The 13,659-nt window shown below is 60.4% G+C and carries 12 protein-coding genes; 10 read left to right on the top strand and 2 right to left on the bottom strand.

Annotated features, from left to right (window positions below):
* Positions 1–85 precede the first annotated feature (85 nt).
* Positions 86–1,378 (top strand): putative hydroxymethylpyrimidine transporter CytX, encoded by a 1,293-nt coding sequence (gene cytX, locus AC3IUA_RS28635; RefSeq protein ID WP_489358124.1) that lies wholly within the window; start codon positions 86–88, stop codon positions 1,376–1,378.
* Here the strand turns inward: cytX and AC3IUA_RS28630 are convergent.
* The gene (locus AC3IUA_RS28630; protein WP_489358123.1) at positions 1,347–2,093 is read right to left on the bottom strand and encodes an RsiV family protein; all 747 of its coding nucleotides are present in this window, start codon (positions 2,091–2,093) and stop codon (positions 1,347–1,349) included. The two genes, cytX and AC3IUA_RS28630, sit on opposite strands and share 32 nt — an antisense overlap.
* 213 nt (positions 2,094–2,306) lie before the next feature.
* Here AC3IUA_RS28630 and AC3IUA_RS28625 point away from each other — a divergent pair, with 213 nt between their 5' ends.
* The 9 genes from AC3IUA_RS28625 to AC3IUA_RS28585 all read left to right on the top strand — a co-directional run bounded on the left by AC3IUA_RS28625 (position 2,307) and on the right by AC3IUA_RS28585 (position 11,703).
* A complete protein-coding gene (locus AC3IUA_RS28625) occupies positions 2,307–2,924 on the top strand; it encodes an NUDIX domain-containing protein (protein WP_489358122.1) in 618 nt (205 codons plus the stop codon).
* The gene (locus AC3IUA_RS28620) at positions 2,915–3,367 is read left to right on the top strand and encodes a DUF1249 domain-containing protein (RefSeq protein ID WP_150640466.1); all 453 of its coding nucleotides are present in this window, start codon (positions 2,915–2,917) and stop codon (positions 3,365–3,367) included. Before AC3IUA_RS28625 ends, AC3IUA_RS28620 begins: the two co-directional genes overlap by 10 nt.
* Before the next feature lie 98 nt (positions 3,368–3,465).
* Positions 3,466–4,281, top strand: coding sequence for a 3',5'-cyclic-AMP phosphodiesterase (gene cpdA, locus AC3IUA_RS28615; protein WP_489358121.1), 816 nt, complete (start codon positions 3,466–3,468; stop codon positions 4,279–4,281).
* Between the two features lie 205 nt (positions 4,282–4,486).
* Positions 4,487–5,095, top strand: a complete 609-nt coding sequence (locus tag AC3IUA_RS28610; protein WP_489358120.1) for a YqiA/YcfP family alpha/beta fold hydrolase — start codon at positions 4,487–4,489, stop codon at positions 5,093–5,095.
* 45 nt (positions 5,096–5,140) lie between these two features.
* On the top strand, positions 5,141–7,045 hold the full coding sequence (parE, locus tag AC3IUA_RS28605; protein ID WP_489358119.1) for a DNA topoisomerase IV subunit B: 1,905 nt from the start codon (positions 5,141–5,143) through the stop codon (positions 7,043–7,045).
* Entirely contained in the window at positions 7,045–8,028 is a 984-nt protein-coding gene (locus AC3IUA_RS28600; RefSeq protein ID WP_489358118.1) for an esterase-like activity of phytase family protein, read from the top strand. Before parE ends, AC3IUA_RS28600 begins: the two co-directional genes overlap by 1 nt.
* Positions 8,025–8,549 carry a retropepsin-like aspartic protease family protein gene (locus AC3IUA_RS28595; RefSeq protein WP_489358117.1) on the top strand — a complete coding sequence of 175 codons (525 nt, stop codon included), beginning with the start codon at positions 8,025–8,027 and terminating at the stop codon, positions 8,547–8,549. Before AC3IUA_RS28600 ends, AC3IUA_RS28595 begins: the two co-directional genes overlap by 4 nt.
* 7 nt (positions 8,550–8,556) lie before the next feature.
* A complete protein-coding gene (gene parC, locus AC3IUA_RS28590) occupies positions 8,557–10,824 on the top strand; it encodes a DNA topoisomerase IV subunit A (protein ID WP_489358116.1) in 2,268 nt (755 codons plus the stop codon).
* A gap of 168 nt (positions 10,825–10,992) precedes the next feature.
* Positions 10,993–11,703, top strand: a complete 711-nt coding sequence (locus tag AC3IUA_RS28585) for a PqiC family protein (protein ID WP_489358115.1) — start codon at positions 10,993–10,995, stop codon at positions 11,701–11,703.
* A gap of 349 nt (positions 11,704–12,052) precedes the next feature.
* Here AC3IUA_RS28585 and AC3IUA_RS28580 read toward each other — a convergent pair whose 3' ends face one another.
* Entirely contained in the window at positions 12,053–13,573 is a 1,521-nt protein-coding gene (locus tag AC3IUA_RS28580) for an AhpA/YtjB family protein (RefSeq protein ID WP_489358114.1), read from the bottom strand.
* Between the last annotated feature and the right edge of the window lie 86 nt (positions 13,574–13,659).

The raw sequence follows: 13,659 nt of genomic DNA, 5'->3' as shown, positions 1-13,659 counted from the left end.
GTGTCGTACACACATCCCCTGTGGGAGCGAGCTTGCTCGCGATGGCGATCACCACAACAACAAATGTCCCTCTGAGATAACACCCTTGAGCATTCAACCCAGCACTTACTCTCCCGACCACGCCGTGCCTCTGGCCCGGCGCGTATTCGGTGCCCGTGATCTGTTTTCCCTGTGGTTTTCCCTCGGCATCGGCCTGATGGTCTTGCAGACCGGCGCTTTGCTCGCGCCGGGCCTGGGCCTTAGCGGTTCGTTGCTGGCAATTTTTCTCGGCACCGCAGTGGGCGTCCTGCTGCTGGCCGCGGTTGGCGTAATCGGCAGTGACACCGGTCTGTCGTCGATGGCAGCGCTCAAGCTCAGCCTCGGCAGTCGTGGCGCGAGCCTGCCGGCGGTGTTGAACCTGCTGCAACTGATCGGTTGGGGTTCGTTCGAAATCATCGTCATGCGCGATGCCGCCAGCCTGTTGGGCACCCGTGCCTTCAGCGAAGGCAGTCTGCTGTCGAATCCTCTGCTCTGGACCTTGTTCTTCGGTGGTTTGGCGACCTTGCTGGCCGTCAGCGGCCCGCTGACCTTCGTGCGGCAGATTCTGCGCAAATGGGGCATCTGGGTACTATTGGCGGCCTGTATCTGGCTGACCTGGAACCTGTTCGCCAAGGCTGATCTGGCCGCATTGTGGGCTCAGGCCGGTGACGGTTCGCTGCCGTTTGCGGTGGGTTTTGATATCGCGATTGCCATGCCGCTGTCCTGGTTGCCACTGATTGCCGACTACTCGCGTTTCGGCAAGCGCGCCAGAAACGTATTCGGCGGTACCGCCGTGGGGTTCTTTATCGGTAACTTCTGGCTGATGAGCCTGGGCGTCGCCTACACCCTGGCATTTGCGCCGAGCGGTGAAGTGAATGCCTTGCTGCTGGCGCTGGCCGGCGCAGGCCTGGGGATTCCGTTGCTGTTGATTCTGCTGGATGAGTCGGAAAACGCTTTCGCCGACATTCACTCGGCAGCAGTGTCCAGCGGGATTCTGTTGCGCTTGAAAGTCGAGCATCTGGCATTGGCCATCGGCGTGATCTGCACGCTGATCGCTTGCTTCGCGCCATTGGCGCAGTACCAGAACTTCCTGTTGTTGATCGGCTCGGTATTCGCGCCGTTGTTTGGTGTGGTACTGGTGGATCACTTCATCCTGCGCAAGCGCAGTGCGCAAGTGGCGTCGTCGATGTTGCGCTGGCCGGCATTGCTGGCCTGGTTGGGCGGGGTGAGCACCTATCACCTGCTGGCCAATCTCTATCCGGAGATCGGCGCAACCCTGCCGTCACTGGTACTGGCAGGGCTGTTGCAGTGGGTGCTGGGCCGGGCTTTCAGCTACGGCCGGGAAACAGCTCGGGCTTGAGAATACCGTTGAGGCGCGGGTAGGGGATCTTCAGTTCGATGTGGCCGAGCGCGTAAGGCGCTATGGTGCTCACTTCGTACTTGAGGATCACCCCACCGTAGGTTAGCGCCACATTCGCGGTTTTCTGGAACGGCCAGCTTTTCACGAACTCGGCTTCCTGATCCAGCTTGGTGCTGATCAGCCAGCTGTTGTGCGCCACTTGAGCGGCCTTCCAGAACGCCTCTTCCTGCCCCGGCAGCAGCATGTCCGAAAGACTCAGCACCTTGTGCTGCTGGCGCGAATAGTTGATGAAACCACGGCCTGGCTGGCCATGGGCGCCGCCGGTATCCAGGTAGCTGGACAGTTCGACAATCACCAGTCCGTCATGCTGCTCACGTACCTTGGCTTGCAGGTAGCTGCTGTGGCGGCCACCGGCCTCACGCAGGAACTGCTCCCGATAGGCGTTCAGCGACGTCGGCAGCGGTGCGTCCGGCGAGGTGCGGGTCATTTGCAGCAGACGCTTTTCAATGATGGCGTCCAGTTGCGGTTCGGCAGGAAAACGCAGCGTATCGATGTTCACCAGAGGGCAATCAGCGGCGCTGCAGCCCGGCTTGATCTGCTCCGAGGCGTCGCGAGTGGTTTCCAGTGGTGCCCGGTAATTGGGCTGGAACAGGCTTTGACAGGCGCCCAGGGTCAGGGCGATACAGGTCATGGAGACGATTTTGACAAGCGACATGGGCGTCCTTCATGAATCAGGGAAAGGCAAAAAGTTATCCGCTTCGACTATCAGCGGGACGGTCAGTTCGCCACTAAGCTAATTAGAGTTGGTTTCGCCCCCCGCCGTCTATCCTGCTGACTGTAAAGGGGCTGCATCAACAGGCGAGAGCGCGTTAGGATGGCGCGAAGCCGAGGGGGAGCCTCGGATCGGACCGCAAGCACGAGGATTGATATGACTGACGTTGCCAATACCATTCCGACAGCCGTCGATATCGTTCGGCGCGAGAAATGCTTTCAAGGCTTCTACCAGCTTGATCGCGTGCATCTGCGCCATGAGCTGTTTGCCGGCGGAATGGGTCGTGAGATCAGTCGTGAACTCTTTGTTCGCCATGATGCGGTCTGTGTCCTGCCCTACGATCCGCAGCGTGACGAAGTGGTGTTGATCGAGCAGTTTCGGGTGGGGGCCTTGGGCAAGGTCGCCAATCCGTGGCTGGTGGAACTGGTAGCCGGTCTGATCGACAAGGATGAGCAACCGGAAGAAGTTGCTCACCGCGAAGCGCAGGAGGAAGCTGGACTTGTGTTCTCCGCACTCTGGCCGATGACTCAGTATTTTCCATCACCGGGTGGCAGCACCGAATACGTACACCTGTTTCTGGGGCGTTGTGACAGTACCGGGGCCGGCGGCTTACATGGGCTGGAGGAAGAGGCAGAAGATATCCGGGTGACGGTCTGGGCGTTCGAAGATGCCCTGCAGGCCGTACGCGACGGACGGATTTCCAACGCGGCAAGCATCATTGCCCTGCAATGGCTGGCTTTGAATCGCGTTGAAGTGAGGGGGTTATGGTCGTAAACAAGCAGCGCGATCGCTATCGGGTCGATCTGGTGGGGCTGCAAGCTTCCTGCGAGGCGAACTACGCTCGTTTGATGCGCCTGTTGCCAGACATGCGCGAGCAACCGCTCGCGCGGCGAATTGCCGTCACCCAGGGTGACCAGATGCTCGGTGTACTGGCACTGGAGGTGCTGCTGGCCTGTCCCTACACCACCACCCTGCGAGTGCGCCAGGAACACAGCCTGCCCTGGCTGCCGGTGCCGCAACTGGAAGTCCAGGTCTATCACGACGCACGCATGGCGGAAGTCATCAGTGCCGAGCATGCCCGGCGCTTTCGCGGGATCTACCCATATCCGAATGCTTTCATGCACCAGCCGGACGAAAAGGCCCAGCTCAATGTGTTCCTCGGCGAATGGCTGAGCCACTGCCTGGCCTGCGGGCACGAAGTCGAGGTGGTGCGCTAGATGTGAACTGCGTCCATTTCTCAGGTTTCCCCTTTTAAGTTTCCCCCAGCATAATTGTGCCATTCATCATTTCCATGATCATGCCCTGGGAGAACGCCTTGCCGAGCGTATCCACTCTGACCTCTGCCGATTCAGCGTTGCTGGTGCAACTCTCTGACAGCCATCTGTTCGCCAAGGCAGAGGAAACGCTGCTGGGCATGAATACCTGCGACAGCCTGCAAAAGGTGATCGAACTGGTCCGGGCGCAGCAGCCGCAGGTAGATCTGATGATCGCCAGCGGCGACCTGTCCCAGGACGGCTCGCTTGAGTCCTATCAGCGGTTTCGCGACATGACCCGGCAGATCGACGCGCCAGCGCGCTGGATACCGGGTAATCACGATGAGCCGCAGGTCATGGCCGAGGCAGCCACCCAGAGCCAGCTACTTGAGTCGGTGGTGGACCTCGGCAGCTGGCGGGTCACCCTGCTGGATTCCGCAGTGCCTGGCTCGGTACCGGGGTACTTGCAGGACGAGCAGCTGCAGTTGCTCGCCCGCTCCTTGAGCGAAGCCCCGGAGCGTCATCATCTGGTGGTTTTTCACCATCATCCGGTCTCCATCGGTTGCGCCTGGATGGAGCCGATCGGCCTGCGCAATCCTGAGGCGTTGTTCGCCGTGCTCGACCGCTTTCCTCAGGTTCGCGCAGTGCTGTGGGGGCATGTCCATCAGGAAATCGACCAATTGCGCAATGGCGTGCGTCTTCTGGCTTCGCCGTCGACTTGCATCCAGTTCGAACCTGGCAGCGAGGATTTCAAGGTCGATGACCTGGCCCCCGGCTATCGTTGGTTGCGGCTGTTGCCGGATGGACGGCTGGAAACCGGGGTTGAACGGGTGACAGGGTTCGATTTCCAGGTCGATTACGGTGCCAAGGGCTACTGAGGTGCCCCCTGTAGAAGCTGCCGAAGGCTGCGACCTTTTGATCTTTACGTTCGTCCGGCCACCCGCACCCCATTGACCGCGGAAAAGATCGCAGCCTGCGGCAGCTCCTACGGATGTTGTGGTTTTTCGAGGTATTCAGCCGCCAAACTCGACGACAGTCCCTGTAAACTGCCTCATCTTTGGCTAATGCACAGAGGGAACTCGCATGTCCGGTTCGATCCTGTATATCCACGGTTTCAACAGCGCGCCCGCGTCGAAGAAGGCCTGTCAATTGATCAGCGTGATGGATCGCCTGGGCTTGAGCGAGCAACTGCAGGTTCCGGCCTTGCATCACCACCCGCGAGAGGCGATTGGCCAGCTGGAACAGGCGATCGCCGAGCTTGATCGGCCACTGCTGGTCGGCAGCTCCCTCGGCGGCTACTATGCCACTCACCTTGCCGAGCGCCATGGTCTCAAAGCCTTGTTGATCAACCCCGCCGTCAGTCCCCATCGGATGTTCGACGGGCACCTGGGCAGCCAGAAGAACCTGTATACCGATGAAGTCTGGGAGTTGACCCACGACCATGTGACGGCCCTGACCGAGCTGGAAGTACCGGCCCCCCAGGATCCGCAGCGGTTTCAGGTATGGTTGCAGACAGGTGACGAGACCCTGGACTATCGTCTTGCCCAACAGTATTACCGAGCCTGCGCCTTGCGCATCCAGGCCGGCGGCGACCATGGTTTCCAGGGATTCGCCGGGCAACTGCCGGCCCTGTTGAGTTTTGCCGGCATCGGCGCGGATCAATACCAGGCGATCGACTTCACTACACTGTGAATTTCCTGGCCTCTATTTTCATTGAACGACTAACGACGAGACCCCATGGCCACTCCCAGCGCTAGCTCTTATAACGCAGACGCCATCGAAGTCCTCTCGGGCCTCGACCCGGTGCGCAAACGCCCGGGCATGTACACCGACACCAGTCGGCCGAACCACCTTGCCCAGGAAGTCATCGACAACAGCGTCGACGAAGCCTTGGCCGGGCACGCGAAATCGGTGCAGGTCATCCTCCATGCCGACCACTCCCTGGAAGTCAGCGATGACGGCCGTGGCATGCCGGTGGACATTCACCCGGAAGAGGGTGTGTCGGGTGTCGAGCTGATCCTCACCAAGCTTCACGCCGGTGGCAAATTTTCCAACAAGAACTACCAGTTCTCCGGCGGTCTGCACGGGGTCGGTATTTCCGTGGTCAACGCCCTGTCGACCCAGGTGCGGGTGCGCGTCAAGCGTGACGGCAACGAGTACCAGATGACCTTCGCCGATGGCTACAAGGCCACCGATCTGGAAGTGGTTGGCACTGTGGGCAAGCGCAACACCGGCACCAGCGTCTATTTTGTGCCGGATCCCAAGTACTTCGATTCGCCGAAATTCTCCGTCAGCCGCCTCAAGCACGTGCTCAAGGCCAAAGCTGTACTGTGCCCGGGACTGCTGGTCAGTTTCGAAGACAAGGCCACCGGCGAAAAAGTCGAGTGGCATTACGAAGACGGCCTGCGCTCCTACCTGGTGGATGCGGTCGCCGAGTTCGAACGCCTGCCGGACGAGCCGTTCTGCGGCAGCCTTGCGGGCAATAAAGAAGCGGTGGACTGGGCCTTGCTGTGGCTGCCCGAAGGTGGCGACAGCGTCCAGGAAAGTTACGTCAACCTGATCCCGACTGCCCAGGGCGGTACCCACGTCAATGGCCTGCGTCAGGGTTTGCTGGATGCCATGCGCGAGTTCTGCGAGTTCCGCAGCCTGCTGCCGCGGGGCGTGAAACTGGCGCCGGAAGACGTTTGGGAGCGGATCGCGTTCGTTCTCTCGATGAAAATGCAGGAGCCGCAGTTCTCCGGCCAGACCAAAGAGCGGCTGTCCTCCCGTGAGGCGGCAGCGTTCGTTTCCGGGGTGGTCAAGGATGCCTTCAGCCTGTGGCTCAATACACACCCTGAGCTGGGCATGCAGCTGGCCGAGCTGGCGATCAACAACGCCGGTCGTCGCCTCAAGGCCAGCAAAAAGGTCGAGCGCAAGCGCATCACTCAAGGTCCGGCGCTGCCGGGCAAGCTCGCTGACTGCGCCGGACAGGACCCGATGCGCTCCGAACTGTTTCTGGTGGAAGGTGATTCCGCCGGCGGCTCGGCCAAGCAGGCGCGAGACAAAGAGTTCCAGGCGATCCTGCCGTTGCGCGGAAAGATCCTCAATACCTGGGAAGTCGATGGCAGCGAAGTGCTCGCCAGCCAGGAAGTACACAACATCGCCGTGGCCATCGGCGTCGATCCGGGCGCGGCGGACATCAGCCAGCTGCGCTATGGCAAAATCTGCATCCTCGCCGACGCCGACTCCGACGGTCTGCACATTGCGACCCTGCTTTGTGCGTTGTTCGTCCAGCATTTCCGCCCGTTGGTGGACGCCGGACACGTCTACGTCGCGATGCCGCCGTTGTACCGGATCGACCTGGGCAAGGAGATTTTCTACGCCCTGGACGAAGCCGAGCGCGATGGCATTCTCGATCGCCTGGTGGCCGAGAAGAAACGCGGCAAGCCACAGGTCACCCGATTCAAAGGCCTGGGTGAAATGAACCCGCCCCAACTGCGCGAAACCACCATGGACCCGAACACCCGGCGTCTGGTGCAGCTGACCCTGGATGATTTCGAGGCGACCTCGGAAATGATGGACATGTTGCTGGCGAAAAAACGCGCCGGCGATCGCAAATCCTGGCTGGAATCCAAAGGCAACCTGGCCGAGGTTCTGGCCTGATGCGGAGCGGTTTCGCCCTGGCATTTTTGTTGTGGGCGGCTTCGGCTGCTGCGGCGCCGTTGCCCGAGTTGGCGTTGCTTGCCGAGCATCCGGTGCAAGGCATGCGTGGCGCCAACCTTTCGGGGCTGGCGCTGTGCGGTAACGAGCTGTGGACGGTGTCCGACCGCGATGACGATCAGATCTATCGGCTCGATACCCGCGAGACGGTCTGGCAGGCCGAAACCGTGCGTATCGAGGTACCCCCCGTGCCGGACAGCGGCCTGCCGTGGAGGCTGGATATGCTTACCTGGGCGATCGGCCCTTTGCGTGGCGGCGATCTGGATTTCGAAGGCATTACCTGCGACTCGGCAGGCTATCGGTATGTGGTCAGCGAAGCCCATGCGGCAGTCCTGAAAGTTCCGACGACGGGCAAACCGGAGTGGTTGAACATCTCGCCGTTGCTGGTCAGTCAGGCGCGGGCCAATGGCATGTTGCTGCACTTCAACGCGGTGTTCGAAGGGCTTGCCGTCGACCCTGCCGGCAACCTGCTCTGGCTGGCGGCCGAACGCAGGCATCGCGGTCTGCTTGCCGTGCACAAACGGCAGGCGGGGTGGGGTTGCGACAGCAATTGTGTACTGATGAGCGAAGGCGGACTTGAACGGCCGCCGGCCCAGGTCCCGACGACTCGCGGCCAGCAGAAGGATTTCAGCGATCTGGTGTTCTACCAGGACAAGCTGTTCACCCTCGAGCGCATGGCTTACCGTGTTTGCCGCCGCACCCCGGAAACCGGAGAGGTCGAGCGCTGCTGGTCATTTGCCGACGTGGCCCTGACCGACAACCGGCGTTACAACACTCGATACGGTACAACGGAGGCACTGGCCATCGATGATGGCGGCGCATGGATCGGTGTCGATAATGGCAATCATATCCGTGCCGATGGCGAAAAGCGGCCGATTGTCTGGCGCTTCGCTGCGCCGCAGGGTGGCTGGAGTGCCAAGTCATGAGTCAGCAACCACCGGGCAAGCGCGCCGGCCGGGTGCTGCTGGTGCTGGCCTGGGGGGCCGGGCTGTTTTTGGCGACTCGGTTTTTCGGGCAGTGGGAGCAGCGTCAGGAAAACCCCAACGCTGTCGTCAGCTCGCAACAGCACGAGGGGTATGTCGAAGTGAAGCTGGTCGGCAACGGTCAGGGGCATTTCGTCGCCAGCGGCCAGATCAATGGCCAGCCGGTGGATTTCATGCTCGATACCGGGGCGACCGATGTGTCGATTCCTTCCAGGCTGGCCGAGCGACTTGGCCTGGAGAAAGGTGCTCCGGTAATCCTGAGCACCGCCAATGGTCGTAGCGAGGGCTATCGAACGCGTCTCGACCGCCTGCAGTTGGGCGATATCGTCTTGCGCGATGTCCGCGCGCTGGTGGCGCCAGGGCTCGGCGGCGAACAAGTGCTGCTGGGCATGAGTGCCTTGAAAAAACTTGAATTTACCCAGCGTGGTGGCACCTTGCTGCTGCGCCAGACAACGAATAAATGAGGCCCGCATGAGTGACATCCTTGCAGACAGCTTAGATGGCGTTGAACGCCGATCGCTGGCTGACTTCACCGAAAATGCCTACCTCAACTACTCCATGTACGTAATCATGGACCGTGCCTTGCCGCATATCGGCGACGGCCTGAAGCCAGTACAGCGGCGCATCATCTACGCCATGAGCGAGCTGGGGCTGGACGCTGACTCCAAGCACAAGAAATCCGCGCGGACCGTCGGTGACGTGCTCGGTAAGTTCCACCCCCATGGCGACTCGGCCTGCTACGAAGCCATGGTCCTGATGGCCCAGCCGTTCAGCTATCGCTACACGCTGGTGGATGGCCAGGGCAACTGGGGTGCGCCGGATGATCCCAAGTCCTTTGCCGCCATGCGTTATACCGAGGCGCGGTTGTCGCGTTACTCCGAAGTTCTGCTCAGTGAATTGGGCCAGGGTACCGCGGACTGGGGCCCGAATTTCGACGGCACTCTCGACGAGCCGCTGGTGTTGCCCGCGCGTTTGCCGAATATTCTGCTTAACGGCACCACCGGCATTGCCGTGGGCATGGCCACCGACGTACCGCCGCACAACCTGCGGGAAGTCGCCACGGCCTGCGTGCGTTTGCTGGATGAGCCAAAAGCCACGGTCGAGCAGCTCTGCGAACACATTCAGGGCCCGGATTATCCGACCGAAGCGGAAATCATCACGCCGCGTGCCGACCTGCTGAAAATCTACGAAACCGGCCGTGGTTCGGTCCGCATGCGTGCGGTGTATCGCATCGAAGATGGCGACATCGTCGTCACGGCGCTGCCGCATCAGGTCTCCGGCGCCAAGGTGCTGGAGCAGATCGCCGCACAGATGCAGGCCAAGAAGCTGCCAATGGTTGCCGACCTGCGTGATGAGTCGGACCACGAACATCCGTGCCGCATCGTGATCATTCCACGCTCCAACCGGATTGATCTCGATGAGCTGATGCAGCATCTTTTCGCGACCACCGAGCTGGAATCGAGCTATCGGGTCAACGTCAATATCATCGGCCTGGACGGCAAGCCGCAGCTGAAAAACCTGCGCACGCTGTTGGTGGAGTGGCTGGAGTTTCGTGTCAATACGGTACGTCGTCGCTTGCAGTTCCGCCTGGACAAGGTCGAGCGTCGCCTGCACCTGTTGGACGGTTTGCTGATTGCTTACCTCAACCTGGATGAAGTGATTCATATCATCCGTACCGAGGAGCATCCGAAGGCCAAGCTGATCGAGCGTTTTGCCCTGAGTGAAATCCAGGCCGACTACATTCTCGATACCCGCTTGCGGCAGTTGGCGCGCCTGGAAGAAATGAAACTGCGTTCCGAGCAGGATGAGCTGCTCAAGGAGCAGGCCAAGTTGCTGTCATTGCTCGGCAGCGAAACAAAGTTGAAGAAGCTGGTACGCACCGAGCTGATCAAAGACGCCGAAACCTATGGCGACGACCGTCGTTCGCCAATCGTTTCCCGCGCCGAAGCCAAGGCATTGTCGGAAAACGAGCTGATGCCGACCGAGCCTGTGACCATTGTCCTGTCGGAAAAAGGCTGGGTCCGTTGTGCCAAAGGTCACGATATCGACGCTACCGGGCTGTCCTATAAAGCCGGAGACGGCTTCAAGACCTCTGCCGTCGGGCGCTCCAACCAATTTGCAGTGTTTATTGACTCTACCGGGCGCAGTTATTCGGTGGCGGCGCACACCTTGCCATCGGCACGGGGCCAGGGCGAGCCGCTGACCGGTCGCTTGACGCCACCGCCAGGGGCCACTTTCGAGTGCGTGCTGCTGCCTGAAGACGATGCGCTGTACGTCATCGCGTCCGACGCCGGCTACGGTTTTGTGGTCAAGGGTGAAGATCTGCAAGCCAAAAACAAGGCAGGCAAGGCGCTGCTGAGCTTGCCGAACAATGCCAAAGTGATCCTGCCACGTCCGGTAAGCGATCGGGAACAAAACTGGCTGGCATCGGTAACGACCGAAGGTCGCCTGTTGATCTTCAAGATCAGCGATCTGCCACAACTGGGCAAAGGCAAGGGCAACAAGATCATCGGTATCTCCGGTGAGCGAGTGGCCAGTCGTGAGGAATACGTTACCGATATCGCGGTGCTGCCGGAGGGTGCAACGCTGGTGTTACAGGCTGGTAAGCGTACTCTGTCATTGAAAGCCGATGACCTCGAACACTACAAAGGTGAGCGTGGACGCCGTGGCAACAAGCTGCCACGTGGCTTCCAGCGGGTAGATGCACTATTGGTTGAAACTCCGAATCAAGCAGTCTAGAGCGCTCGATCTGCGATTTAACCCGTAGATCGACGCATTCGGGCTGGAGTCGCGGCGCATATTCGCGGATGATATAGCCTTTCAAGCGCCGGCGTGGCTGAGCGTTATTTAGAATTTTTTAGTATTTACACTGTGGTTTCGCCTTGTGGCAGCCACTTGGACGGGATGATGATTGCGCTACGCCTTCCTTTTATTTTGTTGCTCGCTGGCGTACTTGGCCTGGCGGGCTGCAGCACACACCAGCCGGTGTCGCTGTATCAGTTGGACAGCGGAAGTCCGACTCAACCGGCGCAAAGCGCTGGTATGGCTGTATTGATCGGGCCGGTGTCGGTAGCTGATTACCTGCAACGGGAAACTTTGTTGCAGCGCCAGCCTGACGGCAGCCTGCAAGCGGCGACAGACGGTCGTTGGGCAGGTAGCCTGTCTTCCGATATCAATCAATTGTTGTTGCGTCAGGTGGCAGGTCATCTGGACAGTCAGCGAGTGGTCCTGGCACCGGCAACTCTCGGCTTTGCGCCCGATGTGCAGGTCTTGCTGTCGATCACCCGACTGGATTCGGGTGCCTCGCAACCGGCGATTCTCGATGCTCAATGGCGCTTGATCGATCGCCGCGGCCAGGTCCGCGACAACCGCATCATTCATTTGCAGGAACAGCATGCCGGCAGCACTGCTTCTCAGGTCCAGGCCCAGGGTGTACTGCTGCAGCGCCTGGCGGAGCAACTGTCGGTGGCGCTCAAACCGCTGGCCAACCAGCCGCCGGTAGCTGAAACACCGCGTAAATCGGCACCTGTGGCGGCAAAACCCGCCGAAAAAGACAAACAGCCGAAGATCCCGATGGCCTCGCCGATTCGTACGGATATGGAAGTATTCCGGTTCTAAGGTGTTTGCTGCAAAACAAAAGCCCGCGCTGATGCGGGCTTTGTTGTTTCTGCAGGTCGGAAATGTAGCTGTTGGCGAAGCCTGCGTTCGGCCCGGGGTCGCGCTCGACCGCAGCAGATGCAAAACCTGCCACCGCGGTGAGGCAGAGGCAACGCGGTGACTGGATGACAGATCCCGTAGGAGCTGCCGAGCGAAGCGAGGCTACGATCTTTTCGGGCGCCCCCCAGACTTTTGCCGAATCAACAAAAAGCCCGCAGCGATCACTCGTCTGCGGGCTTTGTTCTTTCGGCCTTTTGAGCAGGGCGCAGAGCATAACCGGGCCGCAAAAGATCGCAGCCTGCGGCAGCTCCTACGCCCGGTTCTCGTGCATTCGCGCCAGTTGTCGTTCGAGCATCGATGGATAAGGCTCCATCAGGCGTTCTACGCAGCAGGCGCCTTCAGGGCTGGCGATCGGTCGAATACGTGCGCGCTGGCGGATCAGTGCATCATCGCTGATCTTTCGTTCCACCAGCAGCAGGTTGCGGCTGTGTTGGGACAGGGCGAGGGCGTCCTGGGCGGTTTCAGTCAGCAGCAGATCGATCTGGCTCAGGCCGAAGAGTTCGTTGCCCAGGGTTAGTCCCAGCTGCAGCTGCAAGGTGATGCCACTGTCCGCGACTTCGATTTGCAGGGCATGGCCCAGGGCCCTGAGCAGTTCACCGCAGCATATGGCGTTGGTCAGGTAATCGTCGCCGCTGTCTTCGCTGTGGAACAGCATCAGCGTGCTGCCGTCATTCAGGGTGTGCAGTTCGCTCTGGTAGAGCGAAGCGGCCTGATCCAGGCAGTCGCGATAGCGTTCCAGCAACTCCGTCAGGCGTGCCCGGGGCAGGCGCCGCAGTTGGTCCTGAGCGCCAAGTTGTACAGCCAGGACCGCACTGTGCTGTGGTTGCGACGAGGCAAGCGGTTTGGTCAGTCGTTTAGGCGCTGTGGCTACCGCATCGTCGCGCAGGTCGGCGAACGGATCTTCTTCGTCCTGCTCGTCTTCTTCGCCACTGACGATATGCCGTGGCACCGGTTTTAGCCCGGCGATCGGAGCGGTTTCGTCGAAGCCCGGATCGCGCAGGTTGCGCACCTCGAAAGCCGGTTCCACGTCCTCTTCGTCATCGAATTCGGTTTCAGGCTCAGGTTCGGGATCAACCTTTTCAGGGGCGTAGCTGGCGTGCAGCTGACGGGCCAGATCACCGATCTCATCCTGACGCAGAGTGGCCGGGGTATGTTCGTCAATATCGCGCAACCAGACGCGCAATTGCATCAGTGGCGTGGAGATATGCCGACCCAGGCGTAAACTCAAGGCCAGGGAGAGTGCCAGCAGAATCGCGCTGAGGATGCCCATGCTTTGCAGGCTGATGGTCATCGGCTGCTGGAACTGCTCCATATCGAGGCTGATCCGCAGGTGTCCGGCGGTCACATCCTGGAAGGTGATCTTGCTCTGGTACAGGCCTTCGGCTTCACCCAGCAGGCCGTGTTTCGGGCGCTGGCCGGCTTCGGCCAGAATCCGGTTGTCGACGCTGTAGATCGCAGCGTGGGCCACCAACGGGTTCTTGGTCAGGTTGTTGAGCAGCACGTTGAGGCTGAGGATGTCGTTGGACACCAGCAGTTCGGTCGCTGACGTGGCGGTCTGGATGGTCAGGCTCTGGCCGAGGGCATCTGCCTGCTCGTGCATGGCCTGTTTGAACTGCAGACCCATCACGCAGGCATAGATCACCAGGGCCAGGGCGACCAGGATCACGTTATGGCTGGCAATGCGTAATGCGATCGGTACACGGCGATGGCGCAGTGCCCGGAAGATCAGCAGAAAGAAGTTATCGGTTTTAACTGGCGTAGGCCGGTTCACTGAGCTCGGCTCTTTTGTCCGTGAAGTTGAGGCGCAGTATAGCGACAGGCCCTGGACCGGCAAAGCGCTCGCTGTGCCCGATGGTC

This window comes from Pseudomonas sp. KH_050 (assembly GCF_057838875.1).
This window is presented reverse-complemented; position numbering and strand designations above follow the sequence as displayed.